The 19,446-nt window shown below is 70.2% G+C and carries 20 protein-coding genes; 2 read left to right on the top strand and 18 right to left on the bottom strand.

The annotated features are described in order from the left end of the window. Nucleotide 1: 1 nt before the first annotated feature. The 10 genes from RISW2_RS06785 to RISW2_RS06740 all read right to left on the bottom strand — a co-directional run bounded on the left by RISW2_RS06785 (nt 2) and on the right by RISW2_RS06740 (nt 11,447). Nucleotides 2-1,498, bottom strand: coding sequence for a class I adenylate-forming enzyme family protein (locus RISW2_RS06785; protein ID WP_051491837.1), 1,497 nt, complete (start codon nt 1,496-1,498; stop codon nt 2-4). A gap of 15 nt (nt 1,499-1,513) precedes the next feature. Beyond that, a complete protein-coding gene (locus tag RISW2_RS06780; RefSeq protein ID WP_043768351.1) occupies nt 1,514-1,918 on the bottom strand; it encodes a PaaI family thioesterase in 405 nt (134 codons plus the stop codon). Further along, nucleotides 1,915-3,048, bottom strand: coding sequence for an acyl-CoA dehydrogenase family protein (locus RISW2_RS06775; RefSeq protein ID WP_043768349.1), 1,134 nt, complete (start codon nt 3,046-3,048; stop codon nt 1,915-1,917). Before RISW2_RS06775 ends, RISW2_RS06780 begins: the two co-directional genes overlap by 4 nt. A 25-nt stretch (nt 3,049-3,073) precedes the next feature. Continuing rightward, nucleotides 3,074-4,270, bottom strand: a complete 1,197-nt coding sequence (locus RISW2_RS06770; protein ID WP_043768346.1) for an acyl-CoA dehydrogenase family protein — start codon at nt 4,268-4,270, stop codon at nt 3,074-3,076. A gap of 35 nt (nt 4,271-4,305) precedes the next feature. Continuing rightward, nucleotides 4,306-5,481 (bottom strand): acetyl-CoA C-acyltransferase, encoded by a 1,176-nt coding sequence (locus tag RISW2_RS06765; RefSeq protein WP_043768343.1) that lies wholly within the window; start codon nt 5,479-5,481, stop codon nt 4,306-4,308. A gap of 12 nt (nt 5,482-5,493) precedes the next feature. Further along, a complete protein-coding gene (locus RISW2_RS06760) occupies nt 5,494-7,581 on the bottom strand; it encodes a 3-hydroxyacyl-CoA dehydrogenase NAD-binding domain-containing protein (protein ID WP_043768339.1) in 2,088 nt (695 codons plus the stop codon). A 43-nt stretch (nt 7,582-7,624) separates the two neighbouring features. Beyond that, nucleotides 7,625-8,437, bottom strand: coding sequence for an IclR family transcriptional regulator (locus RISW2_RS06755; RefSeq protein WP_244437521.1), 813 nt, complete (start codon nt 8,435-8,437; stop codon nt 7,625-7,627). Then, on the bottom strand, nt 8,437-9,774 hold the full coding sequence (locus tag RISW2_RS06750; RefSeq protein WP_043768336.1) for a TRAP transporter large permease: 1,338 nt from the start codon (nt 9,772-9,774) through the stop codon (nt 8,437-8,439). Before RISW2_RS06750 ends, RISW2_RS06755 begins: the two co-directional genes overlap by 1 nt. 1 nt (nt 9,775) lies before the next feature. Next, on the bottom strand, nt 9,776-10,294 hold the full coding sequence (locus RISW2_RS06745) for a TRAP transporter small permease (RefSeq protein WP_043768333.1): 519 nt from the start codon (nt 10,292-10,294) through the stop codon (nt 9,776-9,778). A gap of 112 nt (nt 10,295-10,406) precedes the next feature. Beyond that, complete coding sequence (locus RISW2_RS06740; RefSeq protein ID WP_043768331.1) at nt 10,407-11,447, bottom strand: C4-dicarboxylate TRAP transporter substrate-binding protein; 1,041 nt, start codon at nt 11,445-11,447, stop codon at nt 10,407-10,409. Between the two features lie 166 nt (nt 11,448-11,613). On the opposite strand from RISW2_RS06740, the gene RISW2_RS06735 reads away from it, so the two are divergent. Together RISW2_RS06735 and RISW2_RS06730 are read left to right on the top strand one after the other, a co-directional pair. After that, nucleotides 11,614-11,973 (top strand): CidA/LrgA family protein, encoded by a 360-nt coding sequence (locus RISW2_RS06735; protein ID WP_043768328.1) that lies wholly within the window; start codon nt 11,614-11,616, stop codon nt 11,971-11,973. Beyond that, on the top strand, nt 11,966-12,682 hold the full coding sequence (locus RISW2_RS06730) for an LrgB family protein (protein WP_043768325.1): 717 nt from the start codon (nt 11,966-11,968) through the stop codon (nt 12,680-12,682). Before RISW2_RS06735 ends, RISW2_RS06730 begins: the two co-directional genes overlap by 8 nt. Before the next feature lie 3 nt (nt 12,683-12,685). On the opposite strand, the gene RISW2_RS06725 is transcribed toward RISW2_RS06730, so the two are convergent. The 8 genes from RISW2_RS06725 to RISW2_RS06690 form a co-directional block, all read right to left on the bottom strand. Further along, nucleotides 12,686-13,873 (bottom strand): MFS transporter, encoded by a 1,188-nt coding sequence (locus RISW2_RS06725; RefSeq protein ID WP_043768322.1) that lies wholly within the window; start codon nt 13,871-13,873, stop codon nt 12,686-12,688. 187 nt (nt 13,874-14,060) lie between these two features. Next, nucleotides 14,061-14,492 (bottom strand): cupredoxin domain-containing protein, encoded by a 432-nt coding sequence (locus tag RISW2_RS06720; RefSeq protein WP_043768320.1) that lies wholly within the window; start codon nt 14,490-14,492, stop codon nt 14,061-14,063. After that, nucleotides 14,489-15,109 carry an ABC transporter ATP-binding protein gene (locus RISW2_RS06715; protein WP_043768569.1) on the bottom strand — a complete coding sequence of 207 codons (621 nt, stop codon included), beginning with the start codon at nt 15,107-15,109 and terminating at the stop codon, nt 14,489-14,491. Before RISW2_RS06715 ends, RISW2_RS06720 begins: the two co-directional genes overlap by 4 nt. Then, nucleotides 15,106-15,855, bottom strand: coding sequence for an ABC transporter permease (locus RISW2_RS06710; RefSeq protein ID WP_043768318.1), 750 nt, complete (start codon nt 15,853-15,855; stop codon nt 15,106-15,108). The genes RISW2_RS06715 and RISW2_RS06710 overlap by 4 nt, the downstream gene beginning before the upstream one ends. 10 nt (nt 15,856-15,865) lie before the next feature. After that, nucleotides 15,866-16,834: an ABC transporter substrate-binding protein gene (locus RISW2_RS06705; protein ID WP_043768316.1), complete on the bottom strand. Its 969-nt coding sequence runs from the start codon at nt 16,832-16,834 to the stop codon at nt 15,866-15,868. Between the two features lie 109 nt (nt 16,835-16,943). Further along, nucleotides 16,944-17,207 (bottom strand): PepSY domain-containing protein, encoded by a 264-nt coding sequence (locus RISW2_RS06700; RefSeq protein WP_043768315.1) that lies wholly within the window; start codon nt 17,205-17,207, stop codon nt 16,944-16,946. A 47-nt stretch (nt 17,208-17,254) separates the two neighbouring features. Next, nucleotides 17,255-18,241 (bottom strand): YVTN family beta-propeller repeat protein, encoded by a 987-nt coding sequence (locus tag RISW2_RS06695; protein WP_244437520.1) that lies wholly within the window; start codon nt 18,239-18,241, stop codon nt 17,255-17,257. Nucleotides 18,242-18,245: 4 nt separating this feature from the next. Then, on the bottom strand, nt 18,246-19,433 hold the full coding sequence (locus RISW2_RS06690; protein ID WP_043768313.1) for an ABC transporter substrate-binding protein: 1,188 nt from the start codon (nt 19,431-19,433) through the stop codon (nt 18,246-18,248). Nucleotides 19,434-19,446: the final 13 nt, after the last annotated feature.

Genomic DNA, 19,446 nt, shown 5'->3' with positions numbered 1-19,446 from the left:
CTCAGGCTTCCTCGGCCAGCCTTTCGGCGAAATGCGACAGCAGCCGGTGCTTCAGCACCTTGCCCGAGGGTGCCGCCGGCAGCGCGTCGACGATCAGGATCTGCGTCGGCCGCTTGTAGGCCGAGAGCCGCTCGGCCACGAAGGCCCGCAGCACCTCGGGCGTCGTCCGCTCGCGCCCGCACTGGACGAAGGCGAGGATGTCCTCGTTGCCGTTCGCGGTGCGGCCGATCACCGCCGACTGCACCACCGCCGGGTGATCGTTCAGCGCCGCCTCGACCTCGGGAGGATAGACGTTGAAGCCGCCGCGGATGATGAGCTCCTTCGCGCGGCCGACGATGTGCAGGCGGCCCTCCGCGTCGATGCGACCCAGATCCCCGGTCCGGAGCCAGCCGTCCGACAGCGCCGCCGCCGTCGCCTCGGGGTTACGGTAATATCCCTTCATCACGTGCGGGCCGCGGGTCAGCACCTCGCCCGTGCCGGGCTCGTTCCCGAGCGCATCGTCGATGGCGATCTCGACGCCAGGCAGCGGCGGGCCGACGCTCGTGTCGGGCGACCCGATCGGGTTGCGCGTGGCGGTCGATCCCGCGGTGCTCTCGGTCATGCCGTAGCCGTTCTGGAGCGGAAGCCCGTAGAACGCTTCGGCCTTGCGCTTCCATGCCGGATCGAGCGGCGCCGCCCCGGACGAGACGTAGCGCAGCACCGGGCTGTCGAGCCGCGCCTGCCCCTGGTCGGCCGCGTGCGCCATGAGCAGCGCATGCATCTGCGGGACCGCCGGCAGGACCGTCGCGCCGTCCTTCAGCGCTGCGAAGAGCGCGGCGGGCGAAAAGCGCGCGGCCAGCTCGATCGCGGCGCCGGCATGGGCGGCGGCGGTCAGCATCGAGGCCAGCCCGAAGACATGGGTGAGGGGCAGCGCGCCGTAGATGCGGTCGCCCGGCACCATCCCGCGCAGTTCTGCCGACGACTTTCCCGCAAAGAGGAGATTGCCGTGGGTCAGCATCACGCCCTTCGGGTCCCCCGTGGTGCCGGTGGTGTAGAGCAGCACTGCCACCTCGGCGTCGTCCTCGGCGGGACCGTGATCGCGCGGCGCCAGATGCAGCGCCCCACAGCCGGTCGCAAGCGGCGCGGCACCCGCGGCCGCGGCATGCGCGCCCGCATCCGGCGAGACGTGGCCGGTGTAGAGGACCGCCGCGGGATCCGCATGCGCCGTGACGCGCGCGATCTCGGCCGCGGACATCCGCGCGTTGACCGGGATCGCCCAGGCGCCGAGGCGGCTTGCCCCGAAGATCGCGGCGGCCGCCGCGAGGCAGTTCTCGGCCACGATCAGCACGCGGTCGCCGGCGCCGACGCCTGCGGCGCCGAGGTGGACCGCAATCTCGCGGCTCAGGTCGGCATAGCGCGCCCAGGAGGCCGCGCTGCCGTCGGTGTCGATGATCGCGGTCTCGTCGGGGCGCGCCGCGGCGTTCCGGTCGACGAGGTCGTGCAGGCGGGCTGCGTGCATGTCGTATCCTCCCGTTCAGCCGGTGCGCTCGGGCACCCGCTTGAACACGCCGGTCGCGGTGGCGATCAGCGTTCCGTTGTCCGTGGTGAGCTGCCCTGCGATGAACAGGATCGACCGCCCGCCCCCGGTGATGCGGCCCGTCGCCGTGACGCGGTCCCCGGCCCGCGCGGGCGCGAGGAACTGCGTGGTCAGCGACACCGTTAGGAACGGCGCGCGACCCGCCGGATCGACCGTCAGCGACCCGGTCGCGCCCATCGCGCTGTCGAGGAGCAGCGACGCGATGCCGCCGTGCAGGACCGCGTGGCGGTTCGTGTGGTCTTCGGTCACGTCGAGCCAGCAGCGCGCGCTGTCGGGATCGCCCACGTCGATCACGTAGCCGAGCGCGCGCTGGGCGCCGGTCTCTCCGCGGATCTCGGTCATGCGGCGGACAGCCGGATGAACCGCTCGAGATGCCAGTCGGTGTCGCCGAAGCGGTGGTCGACCATGGTCAGCCGCTTGGCGAGATGCCCGAGCGCGTACTCCATGGTCATGCCGATCCCGCCATGCATCTGGATCGATTCCTCGACCACCAGCTTGCTCGCGCGGCCGATCAGGTTCTTGGCGGCGCTCACGTGGCGCTCGCGCTCCGCGCGCGGCGCGTCGAGGTGCCCGGCGAGGTTGATCGTGGCCGAACGCGCCTGCTCGATCTCGATCAGCATGTCGGCCATCCGGTGCTGCAGCGCCTGGAACTTTCCGATGGGCTGGCCGAACTGCTTGCGCGTCTGCAGGTAGCCCACGGTCAGCTCGCGGATCGATTCCATGAGGCCCAGCGCCTCGGCGCATTGCGCGGCGCTGGCGCGGGCATGGGCCGCCTCGAGCGCGTCGAAGGCGCCGCCCTCGGGCCCGATCCGCGCGTCCTCGGCCACGCGGACGTCGGTCAGGGTCAGCTCGGCCGCGCGGCCGCCACCGTTCAGGGGATAGGTGCGCATCTCGATCCCGTCCGCGTCGAGCGGCACGAGGAAGAGCGAGATGCCGTCGCCGTCGCGCACGCCGCCCGACACCCTGGCGCTGACGATGGCCCGGTCCGCGGCGGGGGCCCCGACCACCACGGCCTTGCGGCCGTTCAGGGTGTGGCCGCCGTCGCCGGCGACCGCCTGCGTCTCCACGTGGGCGAGATCGTAGCGGCTGCCCGGTTCGCCATGGGCGAGCGTCAGGATGCTGCCGCCGGCGATCACGTCCTCGAGCAGCGCCTTCTGGTCGCCGGTGCCCAGCGCCGCGATCAGCCCGCCCGCGAGGATGCCCGACTCGATCAGCGGCTCGAAGGCCCCGGCGCGGCCCATTTCCTCGAACACCACGGCCAGGTCGAAACCCGCGCCGCCGAAGCCGCCATCGTCCTCGGAGAAGAGCGCACCGATCACGCCCATCTCCGCGAGCCCCTGCCAGAGGATGTCGGAATGGCCGGAGGCGTCCTCGGTCGCCGCGTCGATCAGCGCCGGCGTGACGGTGTCGCGGAGATAGCGCCGCAGGCCGTCCTGCAGCATCCGGCGTTCCTCGGTCAGTTCGAAATTCATGGTCTTGCCTCTGCCTCTGTCCCGCTCACAGCTCCAGGATCGCCTTGGAGATGATCTGCCGCTGCACCTCGTTCGACCCGCCGTAGATCGACAGCTTGCGGTTGTTGAAATAGCTCTGCACCGCCGGCATGGCGTAATCGGGGCCCGCCGGTTCCGCGTTCGACCCGTCCTCGAGCGCCTCGGACACGAAGGGCAGCGCGTAGGGTCCGACGGCGCGGCGCGTCAGGTGGTTGAGTTCCTGCCGGATCACCGTGCCCTTGATCTTGAGCATGGAGGATTCCGCGCCGGGCGCCTGTCCTGCCGCGGCCGCGGCGACCACGCGCAGGTTGGTCGTGGCCATGGCCATCAGGTCGATCTCGACCTGCGCCACCTTGGCGGCGAAGAGCGCGTTCTCGATCAGCGGCCGGCCGTCCTGCATCTCGAGCCCCGCGATGCGCTTGAGGTTCGCGAGCACCGCCTGCGAGAACCCCACGCCCGCGATGTTGGTGCGCTCGTGGGTCAGCAGGTACTTGGCGTAGGTCCAGCCCTTGTTCTCCTCGCCGACGAGGTTCTCGACCGGCACCCGCACATTGTCGAAGAAGACCTCGTTCACCTCGGCCTCGCCATCGATCAGCACGATGGGCCGCACGGTCACGCCGGGGCTGTCCATGTCGATCAGCAGGAACGAGATCCCCTGCTGCGGCTTGCCCTCCTTCGAGGTCCGCACGAGGCAAAAGATCTTGTCGGCGTACTGGCCGAGCGTCGTCCACGTCTTCTGGCCGTTGACCACGTAATGGTCGCCGTCCCTGTCCGCGGTCGTCTTGAGCGATGCGAGATCGGAGCCCGCGCCGGGCTCGGAATAGCCCTGGCACCACCAGTCGGTGCCGTCGAGGATGCGCGGCAGGTAGTGCGCCTTCTGCGCCTCGCTGCCGAACTTCATCAGCACCGGACCCAGCATGTTGAGCCCGAAGGGCACGATGCGCGGGGCGTTGGCGCGGGTCGTCTCCTCCTCGAAGATGTGGCGCTCGACCGCGTCCCAGCCGGTGCCGCCATGCTCTTTCGGCCATGTGACGCCGAGCCAGCCCTTGTCGTTCAGGATGGCATGCCATTCCTCGTAATCGGCCTTGGTCAGGCGCTTGCCGCCCGCGACCTTGTCGGACAGGCGGCGCGGCAGGCGTTCGTCGAGGAACGCCCGCACCTCGTCGCGGAAGGCCTTCTGCGCGTCGGTATAGGTGAGGTCCATCTGGCGCTCTCCTTTCTCTGGTGTGACCGGGGCGGTCAGAAAATCTCGAACAGGCCCGCGGCGCCCTGGCCGCCGCCGATGCACATGGTGACGACGCCGGTCTTCGCGCCGCGGCGCCGGCCCTCGATCATCAGCTGCCCGGTCATCCGTGCGCCGGTCATGCCGAACGGATGGCCGAGCGCGATGGACCCGCCGTTGACGTTCAGGATGTCGTTGTCGATCCCGAGCCGGTCGCGGCAGTAGAGCGCCTGGCTCGCGAAAGCCTCGTTCAGTTCCCACAGATCGATGTCGGACACCTTGAGGCCCTGCCGTTCGAGGAGACGCGGCACCGCGAAGACCGGGCCGATGCCCATCTCGTCGGGCTCGCACCCGGCGACGGCGAAGCCCCGGAAGCGGCCGAGCGGCGTCAGCCCCTCGCGCGCGGCCATGTCCTCGTGCATGAGCACGAGCGCTGCGGCACCGTCCGAGAGCTGCGAGGCATTGCCCGCGGTGATGTAGTTGCCCGCACCGCGCACGGGCTCGAGCTTGGCCAGCGCCTCGGCCGTGGTGGAGGGGCGGTTGCACTCGTCCTGCGAAACCGTCGCCGTGCCTTCAGACACCTCGCCGGTCTGCTTGTCCTTGACCGCCTTCGTCACCTCGATCGGGGCGATCTCGTCGGACAGGCGCCCGGCCTCCTGCGCGGCGGCGGTGCGCTCCTGCGATTGCAGGCCGAGCGCGTCCTGCGCCTCGCGGCTGATGCCGTAGCGCTCGGCCACGATGTCCGCGGTCTCGATCATCGTCATGTAGAGTTCGGGCTTGTGGGCCTCGATCCACGCCTCGCGGGCATGACGCGGCGTCGGCTGGACGAGGCTGATGCTCTCGACCCCGCCCACGAGCACTGCCGCGGCGCCCTCGCTGTCGATGAGGTGCGCCCCCATCGCGATGGCCTGCAGGCCGCTCGCGCAGAAGCGGTTGACCGTGGTGCCCGCGACCGACACGGGCAGGCCCGCCCGGATCACTGCCTGGCGCGCGATGTTGCCGCCGGTGACGTATTCCGGATAGCCGCAGCCCCAGACCGAATCCTCGATCAGTGCGGGGTCGAGGCCCGCGCGGTCGACGGCGTGACGTGCCGCGTGTCCGGCGAGCGTCGCGCCATGGGTCATGTTGAAGCTGCCGCGCCCGGCCTTGCCGACGGGCGTGCGGGCGGTCGATACGATGACGGCCTTGGTCATGATGGTCCTTCCTCAGCCGTTCAGGCTGTCGAAATTGCGGTTCTCGGCCACGAGCCGCTCGAGAAGCGGCGCGGGCGCCCAGAAGAACGGATCGTCCTTTTCCCAGGAGCGGATGTCGATCAGGAGCGCCTCGAGCCCTTCCATGTCGGCCCATTTCATCGGACCGCCGCGATGGCGCGGAAAGCCGTAGCCGAAGAGCTTGACCGCATCGACGTCCAGCGGACGCTGCGCGATGCCCTCGTCGACCACGCGGGCGCCCTCGTTGACCATCGCCGCCATGTAGCGGCGCACGATCTCGGCATCGGTGAAGTCGCGCGGCGTGACCCCCGCCGCCTCGCGCGCCCTGGATACGAGCGCCTCGACCTCGGGATCGGGTTCGCCCATCCGGCTGCCCTCGGCGTAGAGGTAGTAGCCGCGGCCGGTCTTCTGGCCGAGCCGGCCCATGTGGTAGAGTTCGTCCGCCCAGGTCGGCACCACGTCCCGCGGATCGCGGGTCGCGGCCTTCCGCTCGCGGGTCATGAAGCCGATGTCGAGCCCCGCGAGGTCGGCGACCGCGTAGGGCCCCATGGCGAACCCGAACTCGGTCAGCGCGAGGTCGACCTGGTAGGGCGAGGCGCCGGCCAGCACCAGCCGGTCGGCCGCGCCGCGGTAGTGCGACAGGATCCGGTTGCCGATGAAGCCGTCGCACACGCCGGCGCGGACCGCGATCTTGCGCAGCCTCTTGGCCAGCGCGAAGGCCGTGGCGGTGACCTCGGGCGCCGTCTTGTCGGCGACCACCACCTCGAGCAGCTTCATCACGTGCGCGGGCGAGAAGAAATGCAGCCCGATCACGTCCGCGGGCCGCTTGGTCATCGCCGCGATCTCGTCGATGTCGAGGTAGGAGGTGTTCGTCGCCAGCACCGCGCCGGGCTTCATCACCGCGTCGAGCCGGGCAAAGACGTCCTTCTTCACGTCCATCGATTCGAACACCGCCTCGATGGCGAGATCCGCGTCGGCGAGCGCCCCGTAGTCGGTGACGGTCTTCAGCGCCTCCGACAGGATCGCGTCCCGCTTCGGTTCGGACAGCTTGCCGCGCTTCACCGCGGCGGCGAGGTTCTTGCCGATGGTGCCGCGCGCCGTCTCGGCCGCGGCCGCGTCACGCTCCACCAGCGTCACGGTCAGGCCAGAGAGCAGCGCCGCGGTTGCGATGCCCGCCCCCATCGTGCCGCCGCCGATCACGCCCGCATGGGCGATCTCGCGCGGCGCGACGCCCTTGATCTCGGGCAGGTTCGACACCTTGCGCTCGAGGAAGAAGGCATGGATCAGCCCCTCGCGCTGCGGCGTGCGCATGAGCTCGTCGAAGAGGCGCCGCTCTTCCGCGAGCCCCGCCTCGATGTCGTGCTCGGCCGACGCGGCGACCGCGCGGGCGGCGTGCTGCGGGGCGACGAGTCCCTTCGCGGTCTTGGCGAGCCGCGTCTCGGTCGCGGCGACGGCGTCCGCGTCGGCCGCGGGCCGCGGCAGTTGGCCCACCGGGCGCGGACCGGCGCCGGCCTCCATGAGCTCCGTGGCATAGGCAAGGCCCTCGGCGCGCGCGTCGCCCTCGCCCACCCGGTCGATCAGGCCCATCTCGAGCGCTTCCTCGGGCGTCACCGGCGCGCCGGTCGTGACCATGTCGAGCGCGCGCGCGATGCCGGTCAGGCGCGGCGTGCGCTGCGTGCCGCCCGCCCCCGGCAGGATGCCGAGCGTGACCTCGGGAAGGCCGAGCTTGGTGCCCGGCAGGGCCACGCGGTAATGGCATCCGAGCGCGATCTCGAGCCCGCCGCCGAGCGCCGCGCCGTGGATCGCGGCGACGACCGGCTTCGTGCAGGCCTCGATCCGGTTCACCACCTCGGGCAGCCACGGGTCCCGGGGCGGCTTGCCGAATTCCGAGATGTCGGCGCCCCCGAGGAACAGCCGGCCGTCGCCCAGCACGACGGCGATGCGCGCATCGTCCGCCTCGAAGCGCTCGATGGCGGCGACGAGGCCCGCGCGCACGGCGTGGCCCAGCGCGTTCACCGGCGGGTTGTCGATGGTCAGGAAGGCGACGTCGCCCTCTCGGTCGTAGCGGACGGGATCGGTCATCGGGTCTCCGGTCGGTTCGTTTCGGGAAAGTGGGACACGGCGCTCAGCCCCGCACCGCGATGGCGGAACTCAGGCCCAGCATGCGCTCGAGCTCTCGCACCGCCTCGGCGAGTTTCGGGCCGACCTCGCCGCGCAGGCGGTCGAGCGTCAGGTCGCGGGGCATCGCGCCGCAGGTGAAGATCACCGGCTCGTTCAGGTCGTGCGCCTGGAACGGCTTGGCCGCGGCGTGGATGTTCGGCGTGTAGTACTGGTCGGGCGGCGTCACCACGAAACCCTGGGTGACGAGTTGCGCATAGGCCGCGCGCCGGATCTCGTCGGCGCGGTCGGGCGTCAGGCGGTCGTCCGCGGCCACGACCGCCTCGAAGGCGTCCTGCGGCAACGAGGCCAGCATGGCGTGGCCCGACGACGTTCCGCCGAGCGGCAGCCTGTGCCCGGCCTCGAGCCAGAGCGACGAGACCCCGCGCGGCCGCCACGTCTTGGCGATCAGCAGCTTGTCGCGGTCGCGCACCAGCATCAGCGACAGCGTGCCGGTCTCGTCGGCGAGCCGCTGCATGGTGCCGCCGGCAAGCTCCATGAAGGACAGCGACGACGCCGCCACGTTGCCGAGCGCCAGCAGCGCCGGCCCCGGACGGTAGCGGTCGCGCCGGCGCGCGTGGCTCAGGTATCCGAGCGACTGCAGCGTGAAGGTCAGCCGCGACACCGTCGACTTGGGCAGGCCCGTGCGCTCGGCGATCTCGGCATTGCCGAGACCGTCGTCCGAGGACCGGAACGCGCGCAGCACGGCCAGCCCGCGTGCGAGCGTGGTGGCGAAGCGGCGGTCGGTCTCGGGCAGGCCCGACGTCATGTCACCCTCCATCACATGGATCCCGGGATGAGCAGCGACAGGACGGGGAAGGCCATGATCAGGATCAGCACGATGACGTCCGCCGACAGGAAGCGCAGGATGCCGGAGAAGATGCGGTCGATCGGCACCTCGCGCCCGACCACCCCGGCGATGACGAACACGTTGAGCCCGACGGGCGGCGTGATCAACCCGATCTCGAGCAGCTTGATGACCACGACGCCGAACCAGATCAGATCGAAGCCGTAGGTCTCGACCAGCGGCACCATGAGCGGCAGCGTCAGCACCATGATCCCGATCGGATCGAGGAACATGCCAAGGACGAGGTAGATCGCGGCGATCGCGGCCAGCAGCAGGACCGGCGACAGTTCGGCCGCCTGCACCGCCGACACCACGTCCTGCGCGACGCCGGTCAGGGCGGTGAACGCGACGAAGATCTTGGCCGCCGCCGCGATGAGGAAGATCGCGGTGGTCTGCAGGCAGGTCTCGCGGATCGCGTTCCAGAGCGCGCGGAACGTGAGCTTGCGCTGCGCGAAGCCGATCAGCACCGCGGCGCTGACGCAGACCGCCGCGGCCTCGGTCGCGGTGAAGATGCCGCCGTAGATGCCGCCCACGATGATCACGAAAAGCAGCCCCGCGGGCCATGCCGCCAGCGCCGCCTGCACCTTCTCGCTGCGCGAGATCGTGCCGTCGAACCGCGGCGCGGCTGCGGGGTCGCGCAGCACCCAGACCAGGATCACGAGCACGAAGCCCGCGAGCGACAGGAGCCCCGGCAGGATGCCCGCGAGGAACAGCGCCGAGATCGAAGTCTCGGTGAAGATGCCGTAGATGATGAACAGGACCGAGGGCGGGATCAGCGAACCGAGCGTCCCGCCGGCCGCGACCGACGCGGTGGCCAGCCGCTTGTCGTAGCCCATGCGCAGCATCTCGGGCGAGCAGATGCGCCCCATGGTGGAGGCGCAGGCGATGGACGAGCCGGTGATCGCCGAGAACCCGCCGCAGCCCACGACCGACGCCATGGCGACGCCGCCCGGCACCGGCGCGAGCCAGACCCGCGCGGCGTGGTAGATGCGGGTCGTGATCTCGGCGCGGTAGGCGATGTGCCCGAGCGCCACGAAGAGCGGGATCATCGACAGGTCGTAGGAGTGGATCAGGTCGAACGAGTTCGAGAAGACGAGCGAGGTCGTCGGCCGGATGGCGCGGTCGGGCATGAACTCGCCCGTCCGCAGCGCGAAGATCAGGAAGGTGCCGATGCTGGCGACGCCCGCGAGGGTGAACGCGATGGGCACGCGCAGCGCGAGCAGCAGGATCACCGACGCGAAGGCGCCGTAACCGATGAGCGCGGGATCCATGTCAGGCCTCCTCGACCAGGTGGGCGGGGGTGTCCTGCGGGATGCGCTCGCCGCGGCGCAGGTGGCCCACGTCGCGCACCAGCATCACGAGAAGCCTCAGCCAGCAGAGCGACACGCCGAAGAGGAAGATCACCCGTCCCGGCCAGCGCGGCAGGTTCAGCTCCCCGAAGAAGTAGCCGCCGTCGGCCAGCGCCGACGCCGCCTCGCGCCAGCCGGCATAGATCAGCGGCGCGAGCGCGATCAGGCCGAAGCACGTGCCGAAGACGATGAGCCCGTCCTGCGCGCGCGGCGGCAGGCGGTTCGTCACCACCTCGACGGCGATGTGCGCGCGGTTGGCCGTCACGGCGGCGGCGGGCAGGACGATCGCCGCGACCATCAGTTCGGCGACGATCACGATGGCGTCGGGAACGCCCGAATTGAACAGGGTGCGCAGGAGCACCGTCGCGGTGATGAGCCCGCCGAGCCCGATCACCGCGAGCACGGCGAGATCGAGCAGCAGGCGTTCGAGGCGCAGGAGCATCGCGGATCCTCGGCTGTATGGCGTCACGTACGGAGGGGACGGCCGGGCAGAAACCGGCCGGACCTCGCGGGACAGGAGGACGGGCGCCGCAGTCCGGGCGCCCGTGTTCAGGTCAGCTGTCTTCCCAGGGATAGCCCTGGTCGTCGCGGACCTGCGTGTACTTGTCGATCAGCCCGCGGTACTCGTCGAGAAGCGCCGCGCCGTCGAGCCCGGCGGCATTCGCCCGCTCGACCCATTCGTCGACGAACTGCTTCGAGGTCTCGACGAGCTTGGCGCGCTCCTCGGCCGGCAGCTCGATCACCTCGACGCCCGCGTCCTTCATGGTCTGGATGGCGGCGTCGTTGTCGGCGGTGATGAGCCGGCCGAGCTCGTCGGCCATGCCCTCGCCCGCCTGAAGCAGCGCCTCCTGCACCGCGGGATCGAGACCGTCGAAGACCTGCTTGTTGGCGAAGACGCCCAGCGCGCCCACCTGCCCCCAGTTCAGCAGCGTGTAGCTGTCGATCACCTCCTGCTGCTTCAGCGCGGCGGTGGCGTAGCTGTAGCCCTGCGAGCAGTCGATGAGCCCGGTGTCGAGCCCCTGGTAGGCGTCGTAGATCGACATCGGCACCATGTTGGCACCGTATTCCTGGAAGGTGTCGCCATAGGCGCCGACGCCGCGGACCTTGAGCCCGGCGATGTCCTCGACCGTGCGGATCGCGGCCCCCTTGCAGCCGATATGCACCGCCGAGGTGGTGAAGGTGCCGAGGTAGACGAGATTCTGCTGGGCGAGGTTCTCGGCGATGGCGTCCGAGTTCCGCATCAGCTCGTCGGTGGCCTTCATGCCGACCCAGGCATCCGGGTTCTCGAGCGGCAGGTCTGCGATGTTGTAGGCCACCATCTCCTGCGGGAAGTAGACGGCGATGATCGTGCCGAGATCCGCGACCCCGTCGGCGATCCCCGAGACCGCGGCGTTCGCCTTGAAAAGCGCGCCGCCCCACTGGATGTCGAGCGACAGGGCGCCGTCCGACAGTTCGGTCGCGGTGTCGGCGAACCATTGCAGCGCGTCGGCGCGGGCGCCGCGGTTCGGGCCGGCCTCCCCGACGAACAGGCTCTGGGCGGGCGCTGCCGTGGCAAGCGCCATCGCGGCGCAGGCGCCGAGAATGATGCGTTTCATGTTTCCTCCCTAATTCCAGCATGCGGAATTAAATTCCAACATGCAACTTGACTACCCGAGATTGTACCGAATCGCAACGCTCCGCGTGTGGAGGTCGCGGACCTCTGCCGGCTTGCCATGGCCCGCCGCAGCGATAGCCTGCCCGCGGCGGGAAACGGAGGTGTCCATGATCGCGCACATCGCGCTGCTGTTGGCGTTCCAGTTGGGCGGCGAAACCCTGTCGCGCGGGCTCGGACTGCCGGTGCCGGGGCCGGTCCTCGGGCTCGTAGGCTTCTTCGCGCTGCTCGTGGCGCGGCCCGCGCTTGCCGACCGGATGCGGCCGGCCTGCAGCGGGCTCCTGTCGCACCTGTCGCTGCTCTTCGTGCCGGCGGGCGTGGGCGTGACGGCGCAACTCGGCGTCTTCGGCGCGGACGGGCCCGCACTCGTCACCGCGCTCGTCCTCTCGACGATCCTCGCGATCCTCGCGGGCGTCGGCACCTTTCTCGCCGTGGCGCGGCTGACCGGACGGACGGACGCCGATGGCTGAGCCTGCGACCCTCTGGAGCTACCTCGCCCGCGATCCGCTGCTCTGGCTGACCGCGACGCTGGTGGCCTATCTTGCCGCGGACCGCATCGCGGGAGCGCTGCGCCGGCATCCGCTGGCGAACCCCGTGCTCCTGTCGGTGATCCTGCTCGCCGCGCTGCTCTGGGCAACGGGCACGCCCTACCGCACCTATTTCGAGGGCGCGCAGTTCGTGCACTTCATGCTGGGGCCCGCCACCGTGGCGCTGGCGCTGCCGCTCTACGAGAATCTCGGCCGGGTGCGCGCGGCGCTCCTGCCGATGGCGGCGGCGCTGGTCGCGGGATCGCTGACCGCGATCCTCTCGGCGCTCCTCATCGCGCGGGCGCTCGGGGTCGAGGGGGCGGCGCTCTTGTCGCTCGCACCCAAGTCGGCGACCGCGCCCGTGGCGCTCGGCGTGTCCGAGGCGGTGGGGGGCGAACCCTCGCTGACCGCGGTTCTGGTGATCCTGACGGGCATCATCGGCGCGGTGGTGGCGACGCCGATCCTGAACGCGCTCGGCATCCGCGACTGGCGCGCGCGAGGCTTTGCGGTCGGGGTCGCGGCGCACGGGATCGGCACCGCGCATGCCTTCCGCGTCAACCCGACCGCCGGCGCGTTCTCGGGCATCGGCATGGGGCTGAACGCGATCCTGACCGCCCTGCTGGCGCCGCTGGTGGTGCGGCTCCTGCTCTGAGCGCTACTCTGCCGGGACGAAGGCGCCGGGATGGCGCCGCGCGTCGACGCGCGCGACGAGCAGCACCACGAGACCGGCCGCCGACAAGGCCGCGCCGACCACGCCCGTCGCGCCCCAGCCGTATCCCGCGGCCAGCGCCAGGCCCGCGAAGAACGGGCCGAGGGCGTTGGCGAGGTTGAACGCCGCGTGGTTCAGCGCCGCGGCCAGCGTCTGCGCGTCGCCCGCCACGTCCATGAGCCGCATCTGCAGCGGGATCACGAGACCCGCCGTGGCACCGAGCAGCGCCACGCTCGCGGCCATCATCGGCCAGTTCCCGATGGTCTGGGAATAAAGGAGCGACGTCGCCACCATGCCCGCGAGCAGCAGTCCCGCTCCGCCGAACCGCGACCACGAGGCAAGCCGCCCCGCGAGCACGTTGCCGAGCGTGGCGCCCACCCCGAAACCCGACAGGGCGAGCGGAATGGCCCAGGCGGGCGCCTCTGCGGCGTCGATCATCGCGGCCGAGAGGTAGGAATAGACGGCGAAGACCCCGCCAAAGCCCACCGCCCCCACGAGCAGCGTCAGCCAGACCGCCCGGTTCGCGAGCGCGCCGAGCTCGCGCAGCGGGCTTGCGTCGGGCGCCTGTTGGGGGTTCGGGGCAAGGCGCCAGATCATGACTGCCGAGAGCGTGGCGATGACCGCGACGATGACGAAGAGCGACCGCCAGCCGATGCTCTGGCCGATGGCGCTGGCCGCCGGCACGCCGACCACGTTGGCGATTGTCAGACCCATGAGGACCTGCGCGACACCCGCCGCGCGCCGCCCCTTGGGCAGAAGGTCGGCGGCGAACAGCATGGCGATGCCGAGATAGGCGCCGTGCGGCAGGCCCGACAGGACCCGCGTCGTCGTCAGCAGGCCCATGGAGGGCGCAAGCGCGCCGAGGAGGTTCGCCGCGCCGAAAACGGCGATCAGGAGCGCGAGCACCATCCGCCGCGGCAGGCGCGCGCAGAGCACCGCGAGCACCGGCGCGCCGATCACGACGCCCAGCGCGTAGCCGGAGACCGCATGCCCGGCCGAGGGCTCGGACACCGCGAAGTCGGCGGCGTAATAGGGCAGAAGGCCCATCGCCGCGAACTCGGAGACGCCGATGGCGAAGGCGCCGATGGCGAGGGACAGGATGGTCAGCGAAACGCGCCGCGTGTCCGTGGTCATGACGGTCTCCGAAGGGGCTTTGGGGTTGCGGAGGCAGGAATCGCTGCGGTGCAGCGTTAGCGCCCAAGCTGGCGTGCCGCCCCCTCGAAGACAAGTGCCGTCGCTGCATAGGTGCCTCTACGGCGATGCAACGGTGATGGCGGGACACGGGAGCCGCCCGACCCTTGGGCCGGGCGGCGCCTGCCGGTCAGCGGATGGTGATGTCGACGCGCTGCGCGTCGCCGCTCGATCCCGGAATCCGCAGGAAGTACTGGCCGGGACGGATCGCGATGAACTCGATCTCCATCGTGCCCGCCTGGTCGAACTCGACGCTCTCGAGCCCGAAAGGCCGGATCTCGAGCCCGTTCACCACCACCTCGTTGACCCAGATGTTGCGGAAGAAGCCCGGTCCCTCGAGCGCGAGTTCCGCCGACCCGTCGGACTCGATCTCGAACTCGTAGACCTTGCCGGATTCCAGCGTGATCGGACCGTCGGTCAGCGGCTTGCCGCTTCCCAGCGTGATCGTCGGCAGCTCTTCGCCCTGGTTGGTGTTCGACAGGATGCCGGCAAAGCCGAAATCGTGCGCGTGCGCGACGCTTCCGAAGCCTGCGACGAGGGCTGCGAGGACGAGGTGTTTCATGAGGAGGCTCCGTTTCTGATGAGGTGGGGGGCGAGCGTCGCGGGCGCGCCGCGCAGCTCCAGGATGCGGTCGGCGAGGCGGTCTGCCTCGCTCCGCGCATGGGTGACGAACAGCGTCGCCGGGCGCACCTCGGCGATGAGACGCTCGGTGAGCGACAGCATCGCCTCGGCGGTGGCCGGATCGAGCGACGTGAAGGGTTCGTCCATGATCAGAAGCTCGGGAGCGCCGGCAAAGGCCCGGGCAAGCGCGAGGCGGCGCTGCTGGCCGAGCGACAGCTGCCGCGGGAAAAGCCCGGCCTTGTCGCCGAGACCGACCTTGCCGAGCATCGCGCGCGCGTCGTCGTCGGACAGGCCCGGATGCACCAGCGTCAGGTTGCGCAGCGCGCTCCGCCACGGCAGGAGGGTCGGTTCCTGGAAGACGATCGCAAGGGCGGCGGGACGTTCCACCTCGCCCTCATAGGCGGTGTCGATGCCCGCGACGATGCGCAGGAGCGTCGACTTGCCGATGCCCGAGGGCCCGAGGATCGCGACCGTCTCGCCCGGGTTGATGTCGAACACGACGCGGTCGAGCACGACGCTCGCGCCGAAGGTCTTGCGGATGACGTTGACGCGGATCACGCGGTCCGCCAGCGCCGCACGCGCCGCTCCCACGGTTGCAGGATCGCCCATTCGACCGCCAGCATGACCGCGATGAAGGACAGCGCGTAGACCAGCACCATGGCCACGTCGAAGAGCTGGAAGAACATGTGGATCTTGAAGCCGACACCCGAGGAGCGGCCGAGGAACTCGACCACCAGCACGATCTTCCAGATCACCGCGACGCCCGACCGCGCCGAGGCGGCGATGAACGGGGCAAGCTGCGGCAGCGTCACGTGCACGAGCCGCGTCAGCCGACCCATGCGGTAGACCCGCGCCATGGCGTCGAGCTGCGGATCGAGCGCGCGCGCGCCCTCGCGCACCACCGTCGCGACATTCGGCACCTTGTTGAGCGTGACCGCGACGATGGCCGCCACCTCGTTCAGGCCGATCCAGAGGTAGCAGAGCACGATGAGCACGAGCGCGGGCAGGTTCAGGAACACCACGAGCCAGGGATCGAGCCATCGGTCGACACGCTCGGACCGGCCCATCAGCAGTCCCAGCGCGATCCCGAGCGCCATGGCCAGGCAGAAGGCCCAGGCCACGCGGATCAGCGTCTGCGACAGGTGGTAGGGCAGCTCTCCCGATGCGGCCTCGCGCAGGAAGGGCTGTACCAGCGCCGCCGGCGACGGCAGGATCTGCGGGTCGGCGGTCAGCGCCGCCGCGGCGAACCACAGAAGCAGCAGACCGAAGAGCGACAGGGCCGTGACGGTGCGCTTGTCGGTCATTGCCCCGTCGTCACTCCAGTTCGACGAAGAGACCCTCGGGCAGGGTCGTCGCCTCGCCGACCAGCTCCGCGCCCCCGAGATCGTTCATCACCTTGAGGAAGGCGTCGGCGCTGGCCGTGTCGACGCTGCCGGGAGTGGGCGTGCCGGCCAGCCAGTCGGTCCGCAGCGCCTCGAATTCTGCATCGTTGGCGGCGTTCATCTGCGGGCGCAGCGCCTCCCAGGCCGCGTCTTCCGAGGCGAGAAGCGCCTTCGCCTCGCGGCTCGCGTCGTAGAACGCCTGGGCGAGCCCCGGATGCGCGTCGAGGAAGGACTGCTTGAAGTAGTAGCCGAGCAGCGGCAGGTCGGGATCGAGCCCGAGTTCCACCGCGGCGGTGTCGACGTTGACCAGTTCGCGCATGCCCCCGGCCTTCATCTTGGCGAGGAAGTGCCAGAAGTTGATCGCGCCGTCGAGCTCGCCCGAGAGGCCCGTCTTGAAGATCAGCGGCGGCGCTCCGAACACCTGCTCGGTCTCCGCCTCGAGGTCCATCTCGTGGAGCCGCTGGGCGTAGGCGCGCAGGATCAGCCACGACTTGTCGAGCGGGCCGCCGGCAATGCCGACCTTGCCGCCGGCGAGGTCGCGGAGCGATTGCGCGGTGCTGTCGCCGGGCACGAGCAGCGCGCCCACCGCCTTGGAATAGGGGATGTAGACGTAATCCTTGCCGGCGGCGCGCTGGCGGGCGACCCAGATCCAGTCCGCCACCGCCATGTCGGCCTCGTCACCCTCGACCGCCACGCGGGTCGCGCCGTTGTCGGCATAGGGCTGCATCTCCAGCCGGAAGCCGTGTTTCTCGTCGAGCCCGTTGTCGATGATCGTCGACAGCTCCCAGTTCACGGTGCCGATCTGCAGCACGGCCGCACGCACCAGCGGAAGCTCCTGCGCCCAGGCCGGAGCGGCCAGGACCACCGCGGCGAGCGCCGCGAAAACGCGCGAATGTCTCATCCCCTGTCCTTCCCGGGACGCGGGCCGGAACCGGCGCCGCCCCTGTCGCTGAAAATCTGCGCCGGGCCGGACGGGCGGAGGAGAAACACCCGCCGGGCCCGGCGCCCACTCACTCGAGCCGACGGCTGACTTCGTTGAAATCGGCGTCGAGTTTGATGTCCATCTGGCCCTGATCCTCGCAGATCACGTCGTCGAGGTCGTAGCCGCCCTCGTCCTCGACCTCGATGTCGTCGGGGCTCATCTCGCAGCGCATCTCGGACAGCATGGTCATGATGCGCTCGACAGCCTCGGGCGACGGCGCGTCGTCATCCTGCGCATGGGCGACCTGGGCGAGAAGGCAGAGGGTCGTGGCGGCGGCGAGAAGGGTCTTCATCTTCTGGTTTCCTCGTTGCGGTAAAGGGTAACCCCGGGGCCCGGCCGTCAGTCGGGCTGGACCACGACGCCCCACGGCTGCTCGCCCACCTGGATGGAGCGGATGGCCTCTGCCTCCGCGACGTCGATCACGGTGACGTCGTTGGAGTTGCCGTTGGTCGTGATCAGGTATTTCTGGTCGGGCGTGAAGGCGAGCTGCCAGACCCGCTGGCCGACGACGATGTAATCGAGCACCTCGAGGCTCTCGCCGTCGATCACCGCGACCCGGTTCGCGGGCCCGAGCGCGACGAAGACCCGGCTGCCGTCATCGGTCACCTTGACGCCCACCGGCTGCAGCCATTCCGGCTGGATGCCCGGCACCTCGAAGCTGATCTTTTCGACCAGCGTCGGGCTGCCGTCCTCGGCGATGTCCATCACGCTGACCGTGCCGCCGATCTCGGAGGACACGAAGAGCCGCGTGCCGTCCTTGGTGTACTGGGCGTAGCGTGGGCGCTGGTCGACCAGCACGTTGTGCTCGATCTCGAAGGTCTCGGTGTTGATGAAGTGCGCCATGTTCGTGGTCTCGGAGGTGTTGACCACGTACTTGGTGTCGGCGCTGATCCCCATGCCCTCCGGTTCGACGCCCACCGGCACCTCGGCCAGGATGGTGTGCGTCTCGGTGTCGGTCACGGTGACGAGGTTGTCGTCCTCGTTCGCGATGTAGAGCGGGTTGCCCGAGGGATGGATCACGAACAGCTCCGGGTCGGGGCCCGACGGCAGCGTGTGCAGTTCCTCGTAGGTCTCGGTGTCGAAGACCCGCACGGTGTCGTCGTCCGACGCGCAGACATAGAGCTTGGTGCCGTCGGGCGAGATGGTGATGCCGCGCGGGCGGTTGCCCGCCGGGAATTCCTCCAGCACCTCCCAGGTGTCGCTGTCGATCACGGTGACCGTGTTGCCCCGCTCGTTCGAGACGAAGACCTTGTTGGCGAGCGCGGGCGATCCGGAAAGGGCGGCCAGCGCGGCGGAAGCGAGCAGGGTTTTCAGGGTGGCGTTCATGGCGTCATCCTCGATTGAAGGCGGTACACTGGGATTCGGGTACGTCGAGCCCCAGCGAGTCGAGCGGCGAGCGCTGGTGCAGGAAACCGTCCTGCGGGCTGACGCTCACGGTGATGCGGTCGTCGAACAGGAGCACGGGCTGGCGCAGCTGGCCGTTCCAGTCGCGGAAGGTGACGGGCACGCCCTTGAAGGCCGCAAGCTCGAAGGCGTCGGAGAGCACGTAGTCGCGGATACCGTCGGGCTCTGCGGTCGAGGCGCGGGTGACGGCCTCGCCGACCACGCGCAGGGCGAGCCATGTGTCGTAGTCGGCCTCCTGCACGTAGCGACCCGTCAGCTCCTCGAACCGGGTCTGGAACTGCGTCGCGCCCCAGGCCTCGTGGCTCGGGTGGACGCTGACCGGGCGCAGGCCCGCCGAACCCATGACCGGGCGCGGCGTCCAGAGGTGATAGGGCAGATAGGAAGCGAAGACGTCGGACCGATCGGCGGCGATCACCACGTCGTGCTCGGGCGCGTCCTGCATGAACACCGGCAGCTGCCGCTGAACGAGGACGTGCCCCGAGTCCGTCCGGCGCGATCCGCCGGTGTCCTCGAACACGCGGGTCTCGACGATCTCGGCGCCGAACTTGCGGGCGGCGTTCTCGAACGCCTCGCCCAGCAGGATGTCGGCCGGGTTCGACCCCTCGACCAGCAGGATGTCCGACCATTGCTTCCACACCGCGTACTGCACCACGGCGTCCGCCAGCATGGCATCGGACGGCGTGATGTGCAGGAGGTTCGCGCGGCACTCGCCGCTGCGCAGCGCGGTGTCGTGCGCCATGGCGTTGAAGACGAGCGCGCCCTCCTCCGCGGCGCGGTCGCTGAGGCGCAGCAGGTCCTCGGCGTTCGCCAGCACGACGATCAGGCGGACCCCGTCGGCGAGCAGGGTGTCGAGCGCGGCGTCGGCCTCCTCCGGCGTGACGGCGACGGTGGTCGTCTCGAAGCTGTGCCCCAGGAAGCTGCCGGTGGTGCCGTTGTCCTCGTCGGCGAGCGCCGCGCCGGCAAATCCCAGGTCCTCGGGTTTCAGATCGTAACGCGAAATCGGCAGCAGCGAAGGGTAGTCCACGCGCAGCACCCCGGCACGGACGTCGAGCGCCGCGACCGGTGCGGCAAGCATCATGAAGGCTGCGGCCAGCAGCACGCTGAGACGGTGCATGTCATTCCTCCCT

The organism is Roseivivax isoporae LMG 25204 (genome assembly GCF_000521865.1).
GTDB lineage: Bacteria > Pseudomonadota > Alphaproteobacteria > Rhodobacterales > Rhodobacteraceae > Roseivivax > Roseivivax isoporae.
This window is presented reverse-complemented; position numbering and strand designations above follow the sequence as displayed.

Excerpts from the sequence above, each read along its gene's own strand:
- RISW2_RS06700 (WP_043768315.1), bottom strand. The coding sequence starts at position 17,207 with ATGAAGACCCTTCTCGCCGCCGCCACGACCCTCTGCCTTCTCGCCCAG.
- RISW2_RS06720 (WP_043768320.1), bottom strand. The coding sequence starts at position 14,492 with ATGAAACACCTCGTCCTCGCAGCCCTCGTCGCAGGCTTCGGAAGCGTC.
- RISW2_RS06760 (WP_043768339.1), bottom strand. The coding sequence starts at position 7,581 with ATGACCGATCCCGTCCGCTACGACCGAGAGGGCGACGTCGCCTTCCTG.
- RISW2_RS06785 (WP_051491837.1), bottom strand. The coding sequence starts at position 1,498 with ATGCACGCAGCCCGCCTGCACGACCTCGTCGACCGGAACGCCGCGGCG.
- RISW2_RS06740 (WP_043768331.1), bottom strand. The coding sequence starts at position 11,447 with ATGAAACGCATCATTCTCGGCGCCTGCGCCGCGATGGCGCTTGCCACG.
- RISW2_RS06755 (WP_244437521.1), bottom strand. The coding sequence starts at position 8,437 with ATGGAGGGTGACATGACGTCGGGCCTGCCCGAGACCGACCGCCGCTTC.
- RISW2_RS06750 (WP_043768336.1), bottom strand. The coding sequence starts at position 9,774 with ATGGATCCCGCGCTCATCGGTTACGGCGCCTTCGCGTCGGTGATCCTG.
- RISW2_RS06725 (WP_043768322.1), bottom strand. The coding sequence starts at position 13,873 with ATGACCACGGACACGCGGCGCGTTTCGCTGACCATCCTGTCCCTCGCC.
- RISW2_RS06690 (WP_043768313.1), bottom strand. The coding sequence starts at position 19,433 with ATGCACCGTCTCAGCGTGCTGCTGGCCGCAGCCTTCATGATGCTTGCC.
- RISW2_RS06765 (WP_043768343.1), bottom strand. The coding sequence starts at position 5,481 with ATGACCAAGGCCGTCATCGTATCGACCGCCCGCACGCCCGTCGGCAAG.
- RISW2_RS06775 (WP_043768349.1), bottom strand. The coding sequence starts at position 3,048 with ATGAATTTCGAACTGACCGAGGAACGCCGGATGCTGCAGGACGGCCTG.
- RISW2_RS06695 (WP_244437520.1), bottom strand. The coding sequence starts at position 18,241 with ATGAACGCCACCCTGAAAACCCTGCTCGCTTCCGCCGCGCTGGCCGCC.
- RISW2_RS06745 (WP_043768333.1), bottom strand. The coding sequence starts at position 10,294 with ATGCTCCTGCGCCTCGAACGCCTGCTGCTCGATCTCGCCGTGCTCGCG.
- RISW2_RS06705 (WP_043768316.1), bottom strand. The coding sequence starts at position 16,834 with ATGAGACATTCGCGCGTTTTCGCGGCGCTCGCCGCGGTGGTCCTGGCC.
- RISW2_RS06730 (WP_043768325.1), top strand. The coding sequence starts at position 11,966 with ATGGCTGAGCCTGCGACCCTCTGGAGCTACCTCGCCCGCGATCCGCTG.
- RISW2_RS06780 (WP_043768351.1), bottom strand. The coding sequence starts at position 1,918 with ATGACCGAGATCCGCGGAGAGACCGGCGCCCAGCGCGCGCTCGGCTAC.
- RISW2_RS06710 (WP_043768318.1), bottom strand. The coding sequence starts at position 15,855 with ATGACCGACAAGCGCACCGTCACGGCCCTGTCGCTCTTCGGTCTGCTG.
- RISW2_RS06770 (WP_043768346.1), bottom strand. The coding sequence starts at position 4,270 with ATGGACCTCACCTATACCGACGCGCAGAAGGCCTTCCGCGACGAGGTG.
- RISW2_RS06735 (WP_043768328.1), top strand. The coding sequence starts at position 11,614 with ATGATCGCGCACATCGCGCTGCTGTTGGCGTTCCAGTTGGGCGGCGAA.